The sequence below is a fragment of the Pseudoxanthomonas sp. z9 genome, from assembly GCF_006542425.1.
Lineage (GTDB): Bacteria > Pseudomonadota > Gammaproteobacteria > Xanthomonadales > Xanthomonadaceae > Pseudoxanthomonas_A.
In genome coordinates this window covers 92,134-112,416 of sequence record NZ_VFID01000016.1, presented here as the reverse complement: position 1 = coordinate 112,416, position 20,283 = coordinate 92,134, and the positions used below count along the sequence as shown (strand labels likewise).

At 67.6% G+C, this 20,283-nt stretch carries 20 protein-coding genes; 5 read left to right on the top strand and 15 right to left on the bottom strand.

From position 1 onward, the window contains the following. Positions 1–95: 95 nt before the first annotated feature. On the bottom strand, positions 96–1,217 hold the full coding sequence (locus FG323_RS18530; RefSeq protein ID WP_141456200.1) for an efflux RND transporter periplasmic adaptor subunit: 1,122 nt from the start codon (positions 1,215–1,217) through the stop codon (positions 96–98). Beyond that, the gene (locus tag FG323_RS18525; RefSeq protein WP_141456199.1) at positions 1,214–4,441 is read right to left on the bottom strand and encodes an efflux RND transporter permease subunit; all 3,228 of its coding nucleotides are present in this window, start codon (positions 4,439–4,441) and stop codon (positions 1,214–1,216) included. Before FG323_RS18525 ends, FG323_RS18530 begins: the two co-directional genes overlap by 4 nt. Positions 4,442–4,690: 249 nt before the next feature. On the opposite strand from FG323_RS18525, the gene FG323_RS18520 reads away from it, so the two are divergent. Then, entirely contained in the window at positions 4,691–5,626 is a 936-nt protein-coding gene (locus FG323_RS18520; RefSeq protein WP_141456198.1) for an AraC family transcriptional regulator, read from the top strand. 4 nt (positions 5,627–5,630) lie between these two features. Here FG323_RS18520 and xth read toward each other — a convergent pair whose 3' ends face one another. Next, positions 5,631–6,458: an exodeoxyribonuclease III gene (gene xth / locus FG323_RS18515; protein ID WP_141456197.1), complete on the bottom strand. Its 828-nt coding sequence runs from the start codon at positions 6,456–6,458 to the stop codon at positions 5,631–5,633. After that, positions 6,449–6,829: a VOC family protein gene (locus tag FG323_RS18510; RefSeq protein WP_141456196.1), complete on the bottom strand. Its 381-nt coding sequence runs from the start codon at positions 6,827–6,829 to the stop codon at positions 6,449–6,451. Before FG323_RS18510 ends, xth begins: the two co-directional genes overlap by 10 nt. A 130-nt stretch (positions 6,830–6,959) precedes the next feature. On the opposite strand from FG323_RS18510, the gene FG323_RS18505 reads away from it, so the two are divergent. Beyond that, a complete protein-coding gene (locus FG323_RS18505) occupies positions 6,960–7,526 on the top strand; it encodes an isochorismatase family cysteine hydrolase (protein WP_181444303.1) in 567 nt (188 codons plus the stop codon). A gap of 12 nt (positions 7,527–7,538) precedes the next feature. On the opposite strand, the gene FG323_RS18500 is transcribed toward FG323_RS18505, so the two are convergent. Next, a complete protein-coding gene (locus FG323_RS18500; protein ID WP_141456194.1) occupies positions 7,539–8,285 on the bottom strand; it encodes a metallophosphoesterase family protein in 747 nt (248 codons plus the stop codon). 120 nt (positions 8,286–8,405) lie between these two features. Here FG323_RS18500 and FG323_RS18495 point away from each other — a divergent pair, with 120 nt between their 5' ends. Then, positions 8,406–8,810, top strand: coding sequence for a VOC family protein (locus tag FG323_RS18495; RefSeq protein WP_141456193.1), 405 nt, complete (start codon positions 8,406–8,408; stop codon positions 8,808–8,810). Positions 8,811–8,860: 50 nt separating this feature from the next. Continuing rightward, positions 8,861–9,322, top strand: coding sequence for a GNAT family N-acetyltransferase (locus FG323_RS18490; protein WP_181444302.1), 462 nt, complete (start codon positions 8,861–8,863; stop codon positions 9,320–9,322). Between the two features lie 5 nt (positions 9,323–9,327). Here FG323_RS18490 and FG323_RS18485 read toward each other — a convergent pair whose 3' ends face one another. From FG323_RS18485 to FG323_RS19770, 9 genes are all read right to left on the bottom strand, one after another. Further along, positions 9,328–10,953 (bottom strand): PepSY-associated TM helix domain-containing protein, encoded by a 1,626-nt coding sequence (locus FG323_RS18485; protein WP_141456191.1) that lies wholly within the window; start codon positions 10,951–10,953, stop codon positions 9,328–9,330. 21 nt (positions 10,954–10,974) lie between these two features. Further along, positions 10,975–11,277 (bottom strand): hypothetical protein, encoded by a 303-nt coding sequence (locus tag FG323_RS18480; protein WP_141456190.1) that lies wholly within the window; start codon positions 11,275–11,277, stop codon positions 10,975–10,977. Continuing rightward, positions 11,274–11,561, bottom strand: coding sequence for a hypothetical protein (locus FG323_RS18475; RefSeq protein ID WP_141456189.1), 288 nt, complete (start codon positions 11,559–11,561; stop codon positions 11,274–11,276). The genes FG323_RS18480 and FG323_RS18475 overlap by 4 nt, the downstream gene beginning before the upstream one ends. Then, positions 11,558–12,616: an alpha/beta hydrolase-fold protein gene (locus tag FG323_RS18470; protein WP_141456188.1), complete on the bottom strand. Its 1,059-nt coding sequence runs from the start codon at positions 12,614–12,616 to the stop codon at positions 11,558–11,560. The genes FG323_RS18475 and FG323_RS18470 overlap by 4 nt, the downstream gene beginning before the upstream one ends. After that, entirely contained in the window at positions 12,613–14,832 is a 2,220-nt protein-coding gene (locus FG323_RS18465) for a TonB-dependent siderophore receptor (protein ID WP_141456187.1), read from the bottom strand. Before FG323_RS18465 ends, FG323_RS18470 begins: the two co-directional genes overlap by 4 nt. A gap of 260 nt (positions 14,833–15,092) precedes the next feature. Then, a complete protein-coding gene (locus FG323_RS18460; protein ID WP_141456186.1) occupies positions 15,093–15,728 on the bottom strand; it encodes a DUF6348 family protein in 636 nt (211 codons plus the stop codon). A 183-nt stretch (positions 15,729–15,911) separates the two neighbouring features. Further along, positions 15,912–16,298 (bottom strand): SymE family type I addiction module toxin, encoded by a 387-nt coding sequence (locus FG323_RS19925; protein ID WP_255470232.1) that lies wholly within the window; start codon positions 16,296–16,298, stop codon positions 15,912–15,914. Positions 16,299–16,748: 450 nt separating this feature from the next. After that, positions 16,749–17,531 (bottom strand): aminoglycoside adenylyltransferase family protein, encoded by a 783-nt coding sequence (locus FG323_RS18450; RefSeq protein WP_181444301.1) that lies wholly within the window; start codon positions 17,529–17,531, stop codon positions 16,749–16,751. Next, the gene (locus tag FG323_RS19770; RefSeq protein ID WP_181444300.1) at positions 17,528–17,917 is read right to left on the bottom strand and encodes a hypothetical protein; all 390 of its coding nucleotides are present in this window, start codon (positions 17,915–17,917) and stop codon (positions 17,528–17,530) included. Before FG323_RS19770 ends, FG323_RS18450 begins: the two co-directional genes overlap by 4 nt. 374 nt (positions 17,918–18,291) lie before the next feature. Between FG323_RS19770 and FG323_RS18445 the strand changes: the two genes are divergently transcribed. Continuing rightward, complete coding sequence (locus tag FG323_RS18445) at positions 18,292–19,497, top strand: acyltransferase (protein ID WP_141456184.1); 1,206 nt, start codon at positions 18,292–18,294, stop codon at positions 19,495–19,497. Between the two features lie 73 nt (positions 19,498–19,570). Here FG323_RS18445 and FG323_RS18440 read toward each other — a convergent pair whose 3' ends face one another. Next, entirely contained in the window at positions 19,571–20,191 is a 621-nt protein-coding gene (locus tag FG323_RS18440; RefSeq protein ID WP_141456183.1) for a glutathione S-transferase, read from the bottom strand. Between the last annotated feature and the right edge of the window lie 92 nt (positions 20,192–20,283).

Here is a 20,283-nt window from a genome sequence, read left to right as displayed (position 1 = left end):
CTGTGGGAGCGACGTAAGTCGCGAGCTTTTGTGCGTTTTTTCCGGCTTCGTCATCGCGACTAACGTCGCTCCCACAAAGGCAAGAATGGTGGAGGTTACTTCTTCACGACATTGGCCCTGGCCGTGACCTTCTGGCCGGCGGTCAGCATGGCATTGGGGGCCAGGACGACCTGTTCGCCCGGCTTCAGGCCGGAGAGCACTTCGGCTTCGTTGCCCAGGTTGCGGCCGAGCACGACCTTGCGGAATTGCAGCAGCGCGTCGCCACCCACCACCGCCACCTGCGCGCCGCCGGCGTCCTGCGCCACCGCCGAGACGGGCACCAGCACCGCTGGCACCGCGCGCGGCACCTTCAGGCCGATTTCGCCCAGCATGCCGGCGGGAATCCGGCCTTCCGGATTGGGCAGGCGCAGCTCGATGCGCATCGCGCCGACGCTGCTGGAAATGTTCTGCGCGCTGCGCACCACTTCCACTTCGAATGCCTGATCGGCCAGTTCCAGGAAGCGCATCTGCCCGGCCATGCCCGGACGCACCTGCAAGGCCGCGTTTTGCGGCACGTCCACCACGATGCGCAGCGGATCCAGCGCGTTGACCTCGAACATCGGCAGGGTCGCGGAGGCCGAATCGCCGACCACGCGATCGCCGCGTTCGACATTCCGCGCCACCACCACGCCATCGAACGGCGCGCGCACGATCTGGAAGCCCTGGCGTTCGCGGGCGCTGGACAGGCGCGCCTGGGCAGCCGAGGTGGCCGCGCGCGCGGCGCTCAGGCTCGCCAGGCGTTCGCTGTGCAGTTCCTTGGAAATGGCGCCGGATCCGACCAGCACGTCGGCGCGATCGAAGTTGGCCTTGGCCAGTGCCTGGTTGGCCTGCGCCAGTTCCAGATCCGCGGCAGCTTCGCGCACGGCCTGATCGACTTCCGGGGTGGCGATCGTCGCCAGCACCTGGCCGGCCTTGACGTGATCGCCCAGATCCACCCGGCGCTCGCTGACGAAACCGGTGGCGCGCGCATACAGCTTGGCCGACTCGCCGGCTTCGGCGCGCGCCGGCAGCCTCAACTCGGACTGCGGATCCGCGGCCTTGGCCGGAGTGGTCAACACGTCCGGCACGACGGTTGCGGGCTGGGTGGCGGCGGAGCTGCGGCCGCAGCCGCTGAGGGTGGCGATGCCGGCCACGACGGCGGCGGCCAGCAACAGGCCGGTAACGGGAACGGTCTTCATGGGGAGACTCCTGCACCGGCGGCGTCGCCGGTGGCGGTGGGGGAGGAAACATCGGAGATATCGATGGCCCGCGCGGCTTCGGCGCGGCGCTTCTGCCGGCGGCCGACCACGGCCAGGATCGAGGGCACCAGCACCAGCGTGGCCGGGGTGCCGAACAGCAGGCCGCCAATCACCGCGCGGCCCAGCGGCGCGTTCTGCTCGCCGCCATCGCCCAATCCGATCGCCATCGGGATGATGCCCAGCACCATCGCGCTGGCCGTCATCAGCACCGGACGCAGGCGCACGGCGGCGGATTCGTACGCGGCCAGTTCCGGATCGTGGCCGTCGGCGATCAGGCCGCGCGCGAAGCTGGTCACCAGCACGCTGTTGGCGGTGGACACGCCAATCACCATCATCAGGCCCATCAACGCGGGCACGCTCAGCGGCGTGCCGGTGACGAACAGGCCGATCGCCGCGCCGGCGATGGCGACCGGCAGGCCGGACATCGCCACCAGCGGCTGGATCCACGACTGGAAGTTGATCACCAGCACCAGGAATACCAGTACCGCCGACATCAGCAGCCCGCCGGCCAGTTCGCCATAGGCGTTCTGCATCTCGCCGGCCTGGCCGGTGATCTCGATCCGGTTGCCCGGCTTCATCCGCGCCTGCACGTCGGCGGTGATGCGGGTCAGGCGCGAATACACCGAGCCCAGATCGGTACCCTGCACGTTCGCCAGCACGCTGACGGTGGGCGCGAGCGTGGTGCGGGCGATGCTGGCCGGCACATTGCGCGGGGTGACGGTGGCGATGTTGCGCAGCAGGACCGCCTGCCCTTCCCCGCCAATCCGCAGCGGCATGTTCAGCAGGGTTTCGGCATCGGGAAGGCTGGCCGGCGGCGCCTGCACCTGCACGGTGTAGGCGATCGCGTTGACGGTGTCGGTCCAGTACACCGGCGTGACCGTGCCGGAGGTGCCGAGCACCGACAGCACCGCGCGGCTGGCCTGCTGCGCGTCAAGGCCCAGCTGGGCGGCGCGGGTGCGATCGATGTGCACGCGGTATTCGGGCAGGTCCAGGATTTGCCGCAGCGCCACGTCCACCGCGCCCGGTTCCTGGCGCAGACGGCTTTCCACTTCGCGCGCCAGCGCCAGATTGCCCGGTACGTCACGTCCGATCAGGCGCACCTCGAAGGCGGCGGCGGCCGAGCCGGCCAGGGTCCGGCTGGTGGCGTCCGGCGGACGCTCGAATACCTTCACGTCGGGGAAGCGCTCGGCCATGCGCTGGCGGATCTGGGCCAGGTAGTCGCGGGTCGGCGCATGCGGCGAGCGCAGCTGCAGCATCAGCTCGGCCTCGAACGATCCGACCACCGCGCTGTCCACCAGCGACAGGTTGATCGCGTCCGGCACGCCGATCTGTTCGTACACGGTCTGCAATTCCCCGGCCGGGATGATCCGCCGGATCTCGCGCTGGATTTCGGTCAGCCGCTGGGTGGTCTGCTCCAGCCGCGTGCCCGAGGGCATGCGCACCTGCAGGCGCAGCTGGCCGGCATCGACCTGCGGAAAGTACTCGCGTCCCAGCAGCGCGCCGGCACCCACGCCCACCGCGATCACCAGCAGCGCGGCGATCGCCAGCACGCCGCCGTGATGGCCCAGCCGCACCAGCAGTGCGTGGTGGCGTTCGCGCAGCGATTCCAGGGTGTGCTCGATCCTGTGGTTGATGCCAAGCAGCAGCTTTTCAGGCGCCCAGCGCGGATTCTCGCGGCTGCGGATGTCGGCCGGCAGCAGCAGGTAGCACAGCACCGGGATCAGGGTGCGCGAGAGCAGGAACGAGGCGATCATCGCGAAGATCACCGCCAGCGCCAGCGGGGTGAACACCCACGCCGACAGGCCGGTCATCAGCAGGATCGGCGTCAGCACGATGCAGATGGACACGGTGGAGACGAACTCGGGAAACACCACCTCGCGGGCGCTGTCCAGGATCGCCGTGGGCACGTCCTTGCCCAGGGCGATGTTGCGGTTGGTGTTCTCCACGTCCACCACCGCGTTGTCGACCAGGATGCCGATCGCCAGCGCCAGGCCGCCGAGGGTCATCACGTTGAAGGTGTAGCCCAGCAGATCCAGCATCGCCACGCTGGCCAGCAGCGCCAGCGGGATGGCCGACAACACGATCAGGCTGGAACGCCAGGAACCGATGAACACCAGCACCACCAGCGCGACGAGCAGGCCGACCAGCACCGCTTCGTGCTGGATGGATGCGATCGCATTGTCGACGAACACCGACTGATCGAAGATCGGCGCGATGCGCATGCCCGGCGGCGCCGAGGCCTCGATTTCCGGCAGCCGCTCGCGCACCGCGCGCACGATTTCAACCGCCGAGGCGCCACCCAGCTTGATCAGCGCCACCGACACCGCGCTGGAGCCGTCCATCCGCGCCACGTTGGTCTGCAGCGCGCCGCCGTCGCGGACCGAGGCGACGTCGCGCACGTACAGCACGATGCCATTGCGGGTGGCGACTGGAAGGTCCAGGAACTCCTGCACCGAGGCGGGACTGGCGTCGAGCGAGATCTGCAGCTCGCGCGCGCCCTCGCGGATGGAGCCGGATGGCAGGGTCGGGCTACCGCGCTCCAGCGCACCGGTGATGTCGGACGGGGTCAGGCCGTAGGTCTGCAAGGCGGACGGATTCAGGTCCACCATCACCTGCCGCGCGGCGCCACCGTAGGGCAGCGTCATGCGGATGCCGGGAATGGTCTGGATCTGCGAACGCAGTTGCAGGCGCGCGTAGTCGTACAGCTGCGCCTCGGTCAGCGAATCCGACGACAGCACCAGTTGCAGCACCGGCGTGCTGGACACGTTGTTGCGCACCACCAATGGCGGCGAGGTGCCCGGCGGCATGCGCCGCAGGATGGTCTGCGAGACCGCGGTAATCTGGCCCAGCGCGCGATCCAGGCTGACGTTGGGCTGGAAGTCGATGCGGATGATGCTGGCGCCGTTGATGGTCTCCGAACGCACTTCCTTCAGGTCATCCACGGTGTTGAGGATGGCCGCCTCGGAGAAGGTGGTGATCTTGGCGGCCATGTCCGCGGCCGACAGACCGTTGTAGGTCCAGACCAGGTTGATGGACGGAATGCCGACCTCGGGCAGGATGTCGGTCGGCATGCGCCGGGCCGACAGGGTGCCGAACAGCAGGATCAGGATGGCGAGCACCCCGATGGTGTAGCGACGGTTGAGCGCGTACTGGACGATCCACATGGGGGCGTGCTTCCAACGACGGGGGAAGCCGGTACGCGGGCGGCACCCCGGCGAGCGGGCACCACCCCGCGTCGCGAGGCGCGCAGGCGCCTCATCCGGTGGGGGACCTTTACGTTAGTCGGCTCATGGGCGCATTCGTTAGTACATTGCTGCCCAATGCTTGCCTATTTCTGCAAACCCGCGCAGCGACCTTTGCATGGGCGGCCGTGCTTCCGAATAATCGTCCTACCCCCGCCCCCCTCCATCGCCATGAGCGCCAACACTTCCGCGGATACCCTCGCCCAGCGCACGACCTGCGCGGCGAAGGCCGAACTGGCGGATCGGATTGCCCAATTGGCAACGTCCGATGGCAGCCACGCCACCGCCATCCCGCAACTGCACCTGATGCGGCGGGATACGCCGACCCCCTGCATTCCCACGGTCTACGAACCGCGCCTGTGCATCGTCGCCCAGGGCAGCAAGGAGTCGACCCTGGCCGGGCAGACCTATCGCTACGACCCGCTCAACTACCTGGTGGTGTCGGTGACCCTGCCGATGATCGGCCAGGTGATCGAGGCGACGCCGGAGAAGCCCTACCTGTCGCTGCGCCTGGACATCGACCCGGCGGTGATCGCCTCGCTGATGCTGGATGCCGGACCGCAGCCCACCTCCAACCGTCTCGACCCCGGACTGTATGCCGCCAAGGTGACGACCCCGTTACTGGACGCGGTGCTGCGGCTGATGCGCCTGCTTGATACGCCGACGGATCTGCCGGTGCTGGCGCCTTTGGCGATTCGCGAAATCTTCTACCGCGTGCTGGTCGGCGACCTCGGCCACAGCCTGCGCGAGATCGCCGCCGCCGACACCCGCTCGCACCGCATCTCGCGCGCGGTCGCGCACCTGCGCCAGCGCTTCCTGCATCCGCTCAACATCGACGAACTGGCGCAGTCGGTGCACATGAGCACCTCGTCGCTGCATCACCAGTTCAAGGCGGTGACCACGCTGTCGCCACTGCAGTTCCAGAAGCAGTTGCGCCTGCACGAGGCGCGCCGGCTGATGCTGGCCGACGGCATCGACGCGGTCGCCGCCGCGCACCGGGTCGGCTACGAGAGCCCGTCGCAGTTCAGTCGCGAGTACAAGCGCCTGTTCGGCGCGCCGCCGCGTTCGGAGATCGGGCAGGTGCGCTTCAACGCGCGCCAGGTCTGAGGTTTCAGGCGCCGGCCTTTTTCCGCGGTTTGGCGGGCCGGGTCATCCGGATCCAGGTCGGCGCGTGATCGCTGGGCTTGGGCAGCCCGCGCACCCAGCGGTCCACGCCTGCCTCGTTCAGGCGCGCGGCGGCCGGCGGATTCAGCAGCAGGTGATCGATGCGCAGGCCGGCGTCGCGCTCCCAGTGCTGGCGGAAATAGTCCCAGAACGTATAGACGTGCTTCTCCGGATGCCGCTCGCGAAGCGCGTCGACCCAGCCCGTCTTCAGCAGCTTCGCGTAGCGCTCCCGGCTTTCCGGTTGCAACAACGCATCCTTTCGCCAGGAACGCGGGTTGTAGATGTCCTCGTCGGTGGGCACCACGTTGTAGTCGCCGGCCATCACCACCGGCTGTTCCAGCACGTACAACCTGCGCGCGTGGCGGATGAAGCGATCGAACCACTTGAGCTTGTAGTCGAACTTCGGCCCCGGCTGTGGATTGCCGTTGGGCAGGTACAGGCAGGCCACGCGCAGGCCGAAGGCATCGACTTCCAGATAGCGCGCATGACTGTCTCCGGGATCGCCCGGCAGGCTGCGGCGCACCTCCGTGGACGCTTCGCCGCGGGTCAGCACCGCCACGCCGTTCCAGGAGCGCTGGCCCACCCAGCGCGCGTGATAACCCTCCGCTTCCAGTTCCGCGCGGGGGAAGCCCTCGTCCAGCGCTTTGAGTTCCTGCAGGCAGGCCACGTCCGGTGTCTCCCGCCGCAGCCATGCGATCAGATGCGGCAGGCGGGTGCGGATGCCGTTGACGTTGAATGTCGCCACGGTCAGCGTGCGTCGCCGGTTCACGGCCATCGATGGCCTTCCCTCGGCAGGTCGTCGCGCTGCTGGCGCAGCACGCAGAAGCGGTGCCCGGTCGGCGCCTGCATCACCCACCAGTCGCGGACCTGCGCGACCCGCCGCGCGCCAAGCGCTTCCAGCCGGCGCACTTCCGCTTCCACGTCGGTCGATTCGATGTCCAGGTGGACGCGGCTGGGATGCCGGACCGCCTGCAACAGGATGCCCGGCTGGCCGGGCGCGGTGTCGAGCTGCCGACAATGGCCATCGTCCGGATCCGGCAGGCGCCGCCATGGCTGGCCCAGTGCGCCGGACCAGAATCCTGCCGCGGCATCCAGTTCCGGCTGCCGGCAATCGATGACCAGTTGCGCCAGGGGGCTGCGGTGCATCGCCCTCTCCCTGTGCGGGTGTGCTTCCAACCTAGGGTCGGTGCCATCACGGGGGGGTGAAAAGCGCGCTTTCACGTGCCGCTGGCATCGCCCGAAGGATGCTGCGGACAGATGCCACGGGAGACACCGCTTGGTTTCGCGCCACTCCACTCCGTCTGCGCCCGCCGCGCTGCTGATCATCGACATGATCAACCTGTTCGACTACCCGGGCGGCGCGGCCCTGGCGCGCCAGGCACGGCCGCTGGCGCGCCGCCTGCAGGCGCTCAAGCAGCGCTTCCACCAGGCCGGCGCGCCGGTCATCTACGTCAACGACAATTTCATGCACTGGCAGGCCGACTTCAAGGAGCTCGTCGCCATCTGCGCGCATCCGCGCGCGCCCGGCGCCGCGATCGCCGAAAACCTGCGCCCGGGACCGGAGGACTACTACATCCTCAAGCCCAAGCATTCGGCCTTCCTTTGCACGCCGTTGGCACTGCTGCTGGCGAAGCTGGGCGTGCGCCGGCTGGTGCTCACCGGCATCGCCGCCGACGCCTGCATCCTGGCGACCGCGATGGACGCGCACGCGCGCGAGTACGCGCTGGAAATTCCCCGCGACGGCGTGGCTTCGCGCACCCCGCGACTGCGCGATCTCGCGCTGGCGACCCTGCAGGGCGCCGCAGGCATCGGCATCAGCCGCGTCTCGCGCATCCGGCCCTGAGGGCGGGCCAGGTCACGTCGGGACGTAGCCGGTCAGCAGCGCGTGCTCCCATTCCGGCCGCCCGCGTCCGCGTGCCAGCCGGGCCATCGCGTGGTGATCGTAGGGCAAGGCGATATGCGCCACCTGCCAGCCATGCGCAGCTTTCTCCAGGATCGCGTAGCGCGCATCCGGCGAACCGTTCTCGACTTCATAAGGCACCGGATGGTCGTCGCGATACGCCTGCAGGCCGACGCTGCCGGGATTGAACAGCAGTTGCCCGATCGGCGTGCGCAACGCGCGCGGCACATGGGTGTGCCCGCACGCGATGACAGGAGCGGTTTCACCCGCCAGGCGCGAGGTCACTTCATCCGCCGACGCCATCCGCGTCCCCGGCCCCACCACCGTTTCCAGCAGGTGTTCGCAATCGCTGCGCGGGGTTCCGTGGCACAGCAACAACTCGTCGTCCACGCGCACGCAGGACTCCAGCGAGCGCAACCAGTCCAGTTCCGCCTCGCCCAGTTGCGAGGCGGCGTGGCGATCCGATTCCCCGCCCCGCCCGTCACGCAGCAGTTCCAGGATCTGGCGCTCGTGGTTGCCGGCCAGCGACAGCCAGCCGGAATCCATCAGGAAGCGGGCGGTCTCGCGCGGCAGCAGCGGCCCGGACAGGTTGTCGCCCAGGTTGACCACGCGGGTGACGCCGCGTGCACGGATATCCGCCGCCACCGCTTCCAGCGCGGCGAGGTTGCCATGGATGTCGGAGAAGACGGCGATGCGGGTCATGCGGCGGCCAGCCTGTCGGACAAGCGGGTGAATCTAGCAGAATGCCGCGCCGTAGGCGGTGCGATACTTTGGCCGGCCGTGCAGGCCGGAACGGTGGTCTTTCCGCCCGGGAGCCGAATCATGAGCATCGAAGTGCGTGGCGTGTGCGCCTTGCTGCAGGTCTTCGACATGCCGACCTCGGTCCGCTTCTATCGCGACGTGCTGGGGTTCGAGATCGTCCAGACCTCGGCGCGCGAGGGCGACCGGTTCGACTGGGGATTGCTGCGGCTGGGCGAAGCGGAGCTGATGCTGAACACGGCATACGAGGCGGATGACCGGCCGGTATCGCCGGATCCTGCACGCCTGTCGCAGCATCGCGACGTCTGCCTCTACTTCGGTTGCCCCGATCCGGACGCGACCTACCGGCATTTGCGGGAAAAAGGAATGGACGTGGCACCTCCCAAGATCGCGCCCTATGGGATGAAGCAGTTGTACGTCAGCGATCCGGATGGCTTCCTGTTGTGTTTCCAGTGGTCCTCCACATGAGCGGCGCAGCCTTCAGGATCCGGGTGCTGCGGTCCGAGGACGCCGAATCCGTGCTCCGACTCAACGCCGCGGCGACGCCGGCGGTATTCGCGTTCGACGCGTTCGAGCTGGCACGGCTGATGGCGATGTCCGGCCTGCATCTGGCGGTCACTGCGCCGGAAGGCGGCCTGGTGGGCTACGCGCTGGCCTTTTCCCACGACCAGCCCTACGACGGCGAGGAGTTCCTGGCGCTTGGCCGGAGCATCGGGGTGCCCTTCCACTACGTCGATCAGATCGTGGTTGATCCGCACGCGCGCGCCGCGGGTCTCGGACGGATGCTGTATGAGCGGCTGGCGGAACACGCAACCGCCCGGGGTGCCAACGTGCTCTGCTGCGAGGTCAACCTGTCGCCGCCGAATCCTGTTTCGCTCGCCTTCCACCAGCGCATCGGTTTCAACCGTCTGGATGACATGGCCACCGTCGACGGGCGTACCGTCGCCCTGCTCCGCAAGGACCTGCCGGCGGGCGACTAAGTGGATCAGTGCACTGCCGGGTGTCCGGCCTCCCGTACTTCCGGTGACGTCGCGGCGATGCGCTTCGCCGTAGCGGCCCATACGCTGTCGCGTGGCCCCAGGCGCGCACGCCGTCGCGCATGTGCCGCCATCAGCACCAGCGCGCCCGCACCGAGCAATGCGATGCCGTCCACCCAAGCCAACATGCCGGGAGCGAACCACGCACCCCCCAGATGCCAACGACCGGCCAGACTGCTGAGCGGAATCAGCAAGGTGGCCGCCGCGGCAAACAGCGCCAGTTCCGACGACGCGCGACCGGCCCCGCGCAGGAAGGCCCATCCGACCGTCCCCAGGAACACCGCGTAGTAGACGATGCGATGCCACAGCGCCGGATCCTCGACGCGCCCCGGCAGCCATTTGGCCGCGGCGAGCGTGGCGGAGATGCCGGCGACGCAACCCAGCGCCACGCCCACGGTCAGGCAGGCCATCACCCGGCTCGAACGGCGCTGCGCGACGATGCCCTGGCCACGTTCCTTCCTGCGCCGCGACTCCAGCCAAAGCACGTTGCCGGTGTAGAACAGCATCGCCCCGGCCAGGCCCAGCAGGAAGTATGCCCAACGCACGGGCAGGCCACCGAAGTTGCCGAAGTGCAGGCTGAAGAAGCTGGCGATCGCGGTTTCGTAGCCCGCATGGCGGCCGGGAATGTCGTCGCGATGCAGTTCACCGGTATACGGATTCGCGCCGACCAGGGTGGAGATGCGGCCACGGATCGGATGGCGCGGATCCACGCCCTCCAGCCGCACCTGGGTCACCCCGCCACGGCTCTGGTAGCTCACCGCCAGCACCTCGAAACCCGGCGCCTGCAGACGCGCCTGCCGCACCAGTTCGGCCGGCGCCAGCACCTGTGCGCCGGGCGGCCGTTCCGGAGGCGGCTCCCTGCCCCATTCGATCGCGGTCGGATACACCGCCCGTTCCTGCAGATCGTAGAACTGGTCGTGGAAGGCGAACACCACGGCGGTGAGCGCCATGACGATGTGGAACGGCAGGCTCAGGATACCCAGCGCGTTGTGCGCGTCCAGCCACATGCGCTTGAGGTTGTGGCCGATGCGCAGCGCGAACAGATCCTTGACCAGGGTCGGCAACAGGACGATCACGCCGGATACCAGCGCCACGCAGTACAGCAGCGCGATGATGCCCATGATCGGCATTGCCACTTCGTGCGGGAACGGCAGGCCGACCTGCTGGTGCAGGACGTCGATCCATTCGGCGACTTCGGTTTTCTCGAGCGCCTGGGTCCGCAGGCGGCCCTGGCCATCCAGTGACGCGGCGAAGCTGGTGACCTCGCCCCTCCGCTCGCCCCGTACGTGCCACAGCATCCGCGCCGGTGTGTCCGGCGTGGGCGTGATGCGGATTTCGTAGTCGCGTGCGGCTTCCGGATGCGCGGCGACGGTCGCGGCGATGAGTTCGGGCGCCCGTTCCAGCGGCACGGCGGGCGCAAGTTGGCTCGGTGGACTGGCCCAGCGCTCGATCGGTTTTTCGAACATGGTCAGCGCGCCGGCATAGAACGCGATGAACAGGCACAGCCCACTGAGGATGCCCACCCAGATATGGACGTCCTTGTAGACCTTGATGATGTCGTTGCGGATGCGCATGCGAAAAACCGGTGGAAGGAGTCAGCCCAGCAGCCCCCGGCTGGCATGCAGCAGGCCGAACGCCAGCGCGTTGGCCAGTGACAGCCACAGCCACGCGCGCAAAGAGGTGCGGAACAGGAACACGAAACCCAGCACGACTGCCCAGATAGGCGCCATCAGCCACATGTTGAATTGCAGCTTGCCCGGCCCGCCGGCGATGCCGCCCGGTCCCCACCAGGCAAACAGGCCCGACAGCGACAGCGCCAGGCCGAAGCCCAGCAGCAGGCCCGCGCAACTCTTGCCTAGCCAGTGCCGGCTCTGCAGTTTCGGAGCGGCCTGGCTCATCGGGTCGTCCTTTTCCGGTTGCGCGCGCGCCATGCGCCGAGGAACGGCATCAGCGACCACACCAGCATCAACAGGGTCAGCCAGGTGAACGTGGCGGCGAGCGCGCTGAGCAGTTGCAGCAGCGCCAGCAGCGAGATCAACAGGCACAGGCCACCCGGCCAGCCGCGCGCACGCGCCGGCCACGGCCCGGCGGCGCGCCACGCCTGTTGCGGCGAGGCCAGATAAAGCAGCGCGGCACCGGCGATGCCGGTGCCCGCGGCCAGCGCGACCAGGACGGGATTCATGGCGACGCCAGGCCTGCGAACGCGGGCAGGAACAGTGGCAATGACGCGCCCAGCGTCTGTCCGTGCGAAAGACCCGGCAGCGGGACGTAGCGTGCTTCCACGCCACGCGCTTTTTGTTGTTCCACCAGAGACTTCGCCGCGCCCGGCGGCACCGCGTCGCGTGCGCGCCGCATGGGGGCGTGATCCGGTCGATCGGCGTTTGCGGGTCGTTGCTCGGCTTCGGTGGCCCCCACCCCGGCCCTCCCCCGCAGGCGGGGGAGGGAGTCATTGGGCATCCCGTTTTCGCCCCTTCCCCCGCTTGCGGGGGAAGGCTGGGATGCGGGCGCCTTTCCCGAAGCGACATCAGCGCCGTTCTCACCCGCCGCCAACCACAACGTCACCGCCGTGGCCGGTGCAGCATTGCCGGCCTCCTTCAACAGATACCCCTCTCCCCACCACAACGAAGGATCCACCGCCGCATAGGTGGCAAACGCATCCGGCCGCGAGAACAGCGCATGCAACACGAACACGCCGCCGTAGGAATGTCCCCAGATCGCCTGCCGCGCATCGTCCAGCGGCACCACTTGCCGCACGCGCTCGCGCGCGGCGCCGGTGAGGAGGTCGAGGAAACCATCCGCGCCGCCATTGCGCCGCCCCAGCGGATCGACCTGCGCGGCCTCCCCGCCGGGCAGGCGCGGCGTGTAGTCGTGCGCGCGCGCCGCGCTGTCGATGCGCAGATCGTTGTCGTGGGCGACGAACACCAGCAGCGGCGGCGAAGGTGCCTTCGCCAATGCCTGCAACAGGGTTGCCGGGGTTTCCATCAGCGCCGCGTTGCCGTCCAGCAGCCAGACCGCCGGATAGCCCGTCGCGGGTGGCGGCGCCAGCGGAATCCCGAGGTTGAACCGATATCCCTGTCCGCCCGCTTCCGTCGACAGGGTGACGCGCTCGAAACGGTATCCCGGCGCACCCGTGTCGGCGACGGTAGTGCCGACGCGGCGGCTCAGGTCCGGCTGCGCGACGACAGGCATCGCCGTCGCCAGCAACGCCGCCGCGATGAGGGCAAGCAGCGCCCTCACCAGCTGAACCTCGCCGTCGCCGTCACCGTGCGGCCGCTGCCGTAGTAACAGGAAGAGATGCCACCGCAGGTCGAGACATACAGCTTGTCCGACAGATTGCTGACGTTGAGGCTGAACTGCGTATGCACGCCGCCGAGATCGCCCAGGTCGTAGCGCAGGGCAGCATCGAACAGCGTGTAAGCGGGAATCCGGTACACGTTGGCGCTGTCGCCGTAGCTTTCGCCGTTGTAGCGCACGCCCGCGGCCAGGCTCAGTCCGCCCAGCGCGCCGCCCTGGAAGGTGTAGTCCGCCCACAGCGAGGCGGTGTAGTCCGGCACCATCGCGATCTGCTTGCCCTGGTAGAGGTCGCTGCGGGTCATCTCGGAGTCCATCCGGGTCGCCGCGCCGATCACGCTGAAGCCCTCCAGTGGGGTGATGCGGCCTTCCAGCTCGATGCCGCGCACGCGGCCCTCGCCATCCTGGATGGAGCAGCGATCCTGGCCGGTGGCGCCGCAGTTGCTGTGCGCGGTGTCCGGATCCTGGGTCAGCACGTTCTGCTGGCGCAGGTCGTACACCGACAACGTCACCAGGCCATCGAAACCGGCGGGCTGGTACTTCAGGCCCGCCTCCCACTGTTTGCCGGTGATCGGATCGAACGGTGTGCGGGTGAAACTCTGCAACACGCTGGTGGTGGACGGCTGGAACGACTCGGCGTAGCTCACGTACGGCGTGAGTCCGTTGTCGAACAGGTAGACCACGCCGGCGCGGCCGGTGAACGCCTCGGCGTCCAGCTGCGTGCGCGTCCACGGTCCGGTGACGCCGGTGGCCACGGTGTGGCTGGCGGTCGCGGTGTCGTCCTTGGTCCAGTCGTAGCGGCCGCCGAGGGTGAAGCGCCAGTTGTCCAGCGCGATCTGGTCCTGCAGGTACACGCCGGTCTGGCGGTTGATGCCGCGCGAAAGGCTGATGCTGCGGGTGACCGGGACGTAACCGGTGTAGACCGGACGGAAGATGTCGATCGGCGCGGGATTGGTCATCGCCCCGCGCTGGGCGTCCCAATCAGCCTTCTGCCAGTCCATGCCCAGCAGCAGCGTGTGCGAAGCCGCGCCCGTGTCGAACTTGCCCTGCAGGCGGGTATCGACGGTGTCACCATCCGAGTCGCCCGTGCCCCAGGTGGCGCGCCGATTCTGGGTGCGTCCGTCGGGATTGAGGCCACCGCTGGTAACCACGGTCTGGAACAGCGAGTCCACATGCGTGCGCCGCGCGCTCTGGCTCACCGTCCAGTTCGCATTGAACGCGTGCTCGAACAGCCAGCCGGCGGTCCAGATGGTGCGATCGAAGGTGTTCCAGTCCGGCTCGCCGATGAAGGTGGTGTTCTTCATCCGGCCATAGCGGGTCGGTCGCAGGGTGCCGTCCATCGGCAGGAACTGGTAGGTCGAGCCGCCGTCGTCCTTCTGGTACAGGCCCAGCAGGGTCAGGCGCGTGCGCTCGGCGATCTGCCAGCTGTAGCTCGGCGCGAGGAAGCCATGCTTCTGTTCGGTGTGCTTGATCTGGGTATCGCCGTCGCGATACAGGCCGACCAGGCGGAACAGATGCGCATCGCCCTGCTTGCCCGCGCCGACGTCGAACGCGGCGCTGGCCTGGCCGTGACCGTCGACGCCGATGCGCAATTGCTGCTCCGCGTCGGGCCGCGGGGTCTTGCTGACCTGGTTGACCATGCCGCCCGGGGCGACCTGGCCGTACATGACCGCGGACGGCCCCTTCAGCACTTCCACCCGTTCCAGGTTCCAGCTGTCGAACATGGTCCGGTTCCACTGCCCGCCCTGCGGCGCGCGCATGCCGTCGAGGGTGACGTTGTTGCTCCAGCTGCCGGCATCGAAGCCGCGGATGCGGAAATCATCGACGCGGTTGTCGATACCGGTGCTTTCCAGGCTGACGCCGGCCACGTAGCGCATGGCGTCGTTGAGGTTCTGCACGCCGCGCGCATCCAGTTCCTCGCGCGCGATCACCGACACCGACTGCGGCGTCTCGGCGATGGTGGTATCGGTCTTGGTCGCGCCTTGCGCGTGGGAAGTGGTCCGGTAGGCATTGACCCGGACGGTATCGAGCGTGGTGGGCGCGGGGGCGTCCGCCTCGCCCGCCGACGGCAGCGCGGTCTGCGCCGTGGCGGCGGCGGACAATGCCAGGAGCGAGGCGAGGGAGAGGGAAAGCGGGGTGCGCGCGAAAGCGCGCCGTTGCATGCTGGACACGGAACCAACCTGGAATGAAGAGGGTTGGCTGACTGCGTCCGCAGCGGCTATTGGGGCAATTCTACCTGGATGAGAATGATTCGCAATTGATTTAAATCAAGCTGACCTGGATTTTCGGGATTCCCCGTCCCGAAGAAGGCCGGGTCCCCTTCCTGCGGGTGGGTCGAACTACCATGAGATCTCTGCAACGCCACGCAAAGAGCGATTCCAGGTTCGCTGGAATGACGAGGTCAGGGATTTGACCAAGCCCGTCAGGCCGCCCGCAGCATCAGGAACAGGCGGACGCTGTAGTACCCGTCCTGCGCCGCCCAACCCGCTGACGCCAATGCCCGTTCGCCCACATCCCACGGCTCGCTGTCGCGCAGGGATTCGACAGTGAACGCGCCGTTGAGATTGCAGAAGAAAAACCGGAACCAGTGCGTGTGCCCCGCCAGCGGCTCGGCGCGGATCGCGGCTTCCAGTCGCGCGAACAGCCCCTCCGGTATCGGCGGTTGCGCGCCCGCCGAACCACGGGTGCCGAAATTGCCGATGTGCGCGGTGTATTCCCGGTCGCCGATCGACCAGGTCTCCACCGTCACCTGCTCCTCGTCCGCCTGCCCCCACAGCGCCGACAGGAACACATGGAAGGAATTGCGGGTGAAGTTGGCCAACCCGTCATTGAGTCCATCCTCGCCCTCGCCGATACCGGCGAAGTTCTCCTCGACGATGGTGTTGTCCGCCAGCACCACATGCACGTCCAGCCTTCCGGTGGTATCGCCGGGATGCCAGATCGCACGCATCGCCGGCAACTCGCCGTTCGGCGCGATCCAGTCGCCCTCCACCACATGGGCGACGCCGTGGTGTTCAAACAGTTGGGACAGGGCTTCGGTGACGGTGGACGTAATCATCAAGGCTTCACTTCATTTCCAGCCGCCATCATCGCGGCTGTAACCCGCTCCGCCAAGCACTCCCAGAACTCCCTTCCCCCGCTTGCGGGGGAAGGTGCCCGAAGGGCGGATGGGGGCACGCGATGCCGTCGGGCGGCGCTTGCTCCACTCCCCAAGACCATCAAACGCCGAGCAAGCTCGGCGCTACACCGCCCCACCATCCTCCTTCCGCCGGCTGAAAACCAATACGCCCTCACCCACAGTGACCTGCAATTCATCCCCCACCGCGAATCCGCATTGCTCCAGCCATCGTCCTGACAGCCGCAGCATCGGTACAGCACGTCCCACCACCTGTTCGCCACGACGCTCGTCGTAGTACTGGTAACCCACCGTGCAGCGCCGGGGAATGCGAAATCGCGGACGTGGCGTTGGTGTTTCCGATGCAGTATTTACTTCGGCGATGATTGGCGCCCTCGCCGGTTCTGACGGCTTTGACCGGCCAACGCGACGTTTGGCGGCGGACTCGGGAGCGTTCGACACGGACACTGCAACCTTGCTGGTCCGTGTGTTCTTCTTTTGGGGAGACATCATGTCTGGATTCCTTGTGGAGTGAGGAATCCGCCGCTCGCTGCTAAACGAAGGCGACGGACGGTGCGCGGTTAGCAGACCGGTCCACAAGAACCGGCAGACCTTGCGGCCTCCGCGCACCGCCCGCCATGAAACGGGCATGCCCATGCACCGATATTCGGGCACAAGAAAAGCGCCAGTCATCGGAGATGGGCGCTGGTGCGCCTTGTGGTTGCGGGCTGCTAAACCCGTCTGCCGGATTGACGGCAGCACTGCGATGTTGCGACGACACACAACGAAGATCAAGCACGTAGAGCGGAGTTTGCTTCGCTCCCCCTGGCGAACGTCACGCGCTCCCTTCCCCCGCTTGCGGGGGAAGGTGCCCGAAGGGCGGATGGGGGCACACGATGCCGTGAAGCGGAGCTGGCTCGGCCACCACCCAAGCCACAAACACCGAGCAAGCTCGGCGCTACCTCATACCAGGATGGCGTTCGTCTCCAGCCAATTGCCGCAGGCTTCGACCTGGTCCTCCCACCCGATCCAATCGTCCTCCGACTCACCGCGATACACCGCCACCGCATGCTGCAGGACCGGATGATGTTCACCAGGCAGATGCGCAAGGACATGTTCCGCCGCGACGTCCTTGGCGACAATCCCGCCCGTCCGCAACGTCACCCACATGCGCGCGAGGGTGAGCAGCGCGTGCTTCTCTTCGCCGCGCCAGTTGCGCGCCACCTCCGGCATCATCGCGAGGATGGCGTCGCGGATGTCCGCGTGTGGAATCGCCGGCAGCAGATCTGCCGCCGGCGGTCCGTGCAAGGCGATGCCCTTGGCGCGCGCCTGATCCAGCAGTAGAGCAATATCGGGATCTGGCTCGGCTGCGGGAACCTCGCCTGCTTCCAGCGCGGTCCGCAGCCATTCGCCGAACTGCAATTCGCGCCGGGCCGGAGCGCGCCACGGCTGGATATCGTCAAGAACCAGGAAGGTCACTTCCAGCGGACGCAATCCACCCCTCGCCGGGTACACGGAAATGACCAGCAGATCCCGCATCAACGGGCCGCGTTCGGCATCGGCCAATGGCCGCCGCAGGATCGCGAGCAGATCGATATCGCTCTGGGCGCGCAAGCCGCCTTCGACAAAGGAGCCGTAAAGATAGATGGCCAGCAGGTTGTCCCCCAATCCTTCCTGCAACGCATCGATGGCGTCGCGGGCCTGGGTGGGCACGTTGATGGCATGGATTGTCTGCAGAGAATTCACGACGTCAGGCCAGCCAGGTCTCGCCGATGCCGATTGCCGCGAGCCACCCACCATGAGGCCAGGCCCGCGCCCAGCGTCCAAGCCAGCAGGGTCTTGCCGCCGACCGGCAGACTGCCGATGGCCGCCAGCGCGACGACACAGGTCGCGACGAACGCCAGCAAGGCCGCGAGGATGTGCACGGACGCCAGCCGAAGCGCGACTCCATGGATTACCAGGGCAACCAACCACGCGCCGGGTCCAAACAGCACGAAAACATCCCATAGCTCCACGGGAAATCCTCGCGGCATGGCGATCGCGGCGGTGCGGGCCAGCGCATGGATGGAAACCTGGCAGGTCACGAACGCGGATGCGATTCCGATTGCCACGCCAAGCAATGCATTCCTCATGGTTGCTCCTGTTCTTCGCGCGGGCCGATGAGGAAACATACCATCCATCCCGTCATTTCCACGGGCCGGTCCGTGCCGCATGCGGCTCTTCCGCAGCGGCACGGAAGAAGGCGCTTCGGCGGGAGGCCACCGATATCGGAACGCCCTCCTCGGACAGGTTCGGATTGAATATCGGAGCGCCGTGATATTTCCCGTCCCGGCGCGAATCACGGTCGTACCTTTGCCCGGAGTCGCCTCCATGCCATCCGCCCTCCACCCGCCGGACCGCTGATCCGCCCAGCGGCCACGCGCCGCGTCATCCCCTGTTTCCACGCGCGTTCCTGCCGTCCCACGGCGGGCCGGGGACGCGCATGTCCCGATAAAGGAACCCTGCCATGCCTTCCTCTTCACTTCCCGCTTCCCCCGCCGACGGCGAGCGCCTGCATGGCCTGGACGCACTGCGCGGACTCGCGCTGCTGCTGGGCCTGGTGGTCCACGCCAGCATGGCTTTCATGCCGGGCGCGAAGGCGTTCTGGATCGCCCACGATCCGGATCCTTCCGCCTGGATCGGCCTTGGCTTCTACATTCCGCACATGTTCCGGATGGTGCTGTTCTTCCTGCTGGCCGGCTTTTTCGGCCGGCTGGCTTGCGAACGATTGGGAACCGGCGGTTTCATCCGCGATCGCGGCAGGCGCGTCACCCTGGTCCTGCTGGCCGGCTGGCCGCTGGTGATGACCGGCATCGTGTCGGCGCTGGCGCTGGGCGCGATGCTGGACAACGGCGGCACCCTGCCGCCGTCGCCACCGCCGCCACCGCTCACGCCGGAGACGTTTCCGCTGACCCACTTGTGGTTCCTGTATGTGCTGACGCTCTGCTACGCGGTGCTGCTGGCGCTGCGCGCCGTCATCGGCCGCCTGCCGTTCTCGCCGGTCCTGCTGCGATGGGGCGACGCGGTCACCCGCGTGCTGGCATCCCGCGCCGGACCGGCGTTGCTGGCCCTGCCGCTGGCGATCGCATTGGCGACCACGGCGAAGTGGTACGCGTTCTTCGGCATTCCCACTCCGGATCAATCGCTGTATCCCCCGCTGGCCGCGTGCGTCGCTTTCGGCAGCGCATTCCTGTTCGGCTGGTGGCTGCATCGCGGGCACGATCTGCTGCCCGGACTGGCGCGGCTTTGGCGAACTCAGCTCGTCATCGCGGCGGCATGCACGCTGACCTGCCTGGCACTACTGGGAGGCCAGGTGGTGCTGGTCCCCGCCGCGCAGGAACCGCGCACCTGGCTATACGCGGCGCTCTACGCGCTGGGCGCGTGGAGCTGGACCTTCGGCCTCACCGGCGCGGCGCTGCGGGCATTCGCGCAGGCACATCCCTTCCGCCGCTATCTGGCCGACGCGTCCTACTGGATCTACCTTGCACACATCCCGGTGGTGATGGCCCTGCAGGTGCTGATCGTGCGCGTGCCAGGCCCCGCCGGCCTGAAGTTCGTCGCCGTCCTGCTGATCGCGCTGGCGTTGCTGCTGGGCAGCTACGGGCTGTTCGTCCGCACCACCCGGTTGGGCGGCTGGATCAACGGGCGTCGGCATCCTCGCCGCTGGTCGTGACGGGTAATTCGTGGACGAATCCGCCCCACACCGTCGGTGGGATGCCGGTTCCCTCACCCGCTCCGTTGGCGCGTCAGGTCAACGCGGTCATCACCGCCATCCGATACGCAGGCCGTGCTTTCAGAAGCTCATACCAGGCGGACAGATGCGGCGTCGCCGCGCGCTCGATCGGCATCTCGAACCATGCATAGATGAAGCTGCCCAGCGGGATGTCGCCCATGCCGAAACGCTCGCCGGAAAGGTAGGGCTGTCCGGCCAGCGCCTGTTCGGGGATCCTCAGCAGTTCGTCGATTTCGTGGATGGCGGCATGGATGGCATTCCAGTCCTGTCGCTCGGGCGGGGTGCGCAACACACCCCAGAACACCGTGCGGAACGGTCCGGCGAAGGTGGAGGTGGTCCAATCCATCCATTTGTCCGCGACTGCCCGCGCCATCGGATCCGTCGCATACAGATCCGCGGTGCCGTACCGCGCCATCAGATAGCGGACGATAGCGTTGGATTCCCAAAGGACGAAATCGCCATCTTCGATCATGGGCACCCGGCCATTCGGATTCTTCTGGCGGTATTCCGCGCTGTCCACCACGCCGAACGCACCACCGGCGTTGATCGATTCGTAGGCCAGGCCCAGTTCCTGCGCCGTCCACAGCACCTTGCGGACGTTGGAGGAATTGATGCGTCCCCAGATCTTCAGCATGTCGCGGGTTCCTTCGGGAGAGGTGAGCGATGGTGGATGTCCATGCGCCTGGTTCATCGGGCACGCAGTATAGCGACCCTCTGATTACGCCT

What these genes read in the sequence shown, in the direction of transcription:
- FG323_RS18530 (WP_141456200.1), bottom strand. Translation starts at nt 1,217, where the DNA reads ATGAAGACCGTTCCCGTTACCGGCCTGTTGCTGGCCGCCGCCGTCGTG.
- FG323_RS18525 (WP_141456199.1), bottom strand. Translation starts at nt 4,441, where the DNA reads ATGTGGATCGTCCAGTACGCGCTCAACCGTCGCTACACCATCGGGGTG.
- FG323_RS18520 (WP_141456198.1), top strand. Translation starts at nt 4,691, where the DNA reads ATGAGCGCCAACACTTCCGCGGATACCCTCGCCCAGCGCACGACCTGC.
- xth (WP_141456197.1), bottom strand. Translation starts at nt 6,458, where the DNA reads ATGGCCGTGAACCGGCGACGCACGCTGACCGTGGCGACATTCAACGTC.
- FG323_RS18510 (WP_141456196.1), bottom strand. Translation starts at nt 6,829, where the DNA reads ATGCACCGCAGCCCCCTGGCGCAACTGGTCATCGATTGCCGGCAGCCG.
- FG323_RS18500 (WP_141456194.1), bottom strand. Translation starts at nt 8,285, where the DNA reads ATGACCCGCATCGCCGTCTTCTCCGACATCCATGGCAACCTCGCCGCG.
- FG323_RS18495 (WP_141456193.1), top strand. Translation starts at nt 8,406, where the DNA reads ATGAGCATCGAAGTGCGTGGCGTGTGCGCCTTGCTGCAGGTCTTCGAC.
- FG323_RS18485 (WP_141456191.1), bottom strand. Translation starts at nt 10,953, where the DNA reads ATGCGCATCCGCAACGACATCATCAAGGTCTACAAGGACGTCCATATC.
- FG323_RS18480 (WP_141456190.1), bottom strand. Translation starts at nt 11,277, where the DNA reads ATGAGCCAGGCCGCTCCGAAACTGCAGAGCCGGCACTGGCTAGGCAAG.
- FG323_RS18475 (WP_141456189.1), bottom strand. Translation starts at nt 11,561, where the DNA reads ATGAATCCCGTCCTGGTCGCGCTGGCCGCGGGCACCGGCATCGCCGGT.
- FG323_RS18465 (WP_141456187.1), bottom strand. Translation starts at nt 14,832, where the DNA reads ATGCAACGGCGCGCTTTCGCGCGCACCCCGCTTTCCCTCTCCCTCGCC.
- FG323_RS18460 (WP_141456186.1), bottom strand. Translation starts at nt 15,728, where the DNA reads ATGATTACGTCCACCGTCACCGAAGCCCTGTCCCAACTGTTTGAACAC.
- FG323_RS19925 (WP_255470232.1), bottom strand. Translation starts at nt 16,298, where the DNA reads ATGATGTCTCCCCAAAAGAAGAACACACGGACCAGCAAGGTTGCAGTG.
- FG323_RS19770 (WP_181444300.1), bottom strand. Translation starts at nt 17,917, where the DNA reads ATGAGGAATGCATTGCTTGGCGTGGCAATCGGAATCGCATCCGCGTTC.
- FG323_RS18445 (WP_141456184.1), top strand. Translation starts at nt 18,292, where the DNA reads ATGCCTTCCTCTTCACTTCCCGCTTCCCCCGCCGACGGCGAGCGCCTG.
- FG323_RS18440 (WP_141456183.1), bottom strand. Translation starts at nt 20,191, where the DNA reads ATGCTGAAGATCTGGGGACGCATCAATTCCTCCAACGTCCGCAAGGTG.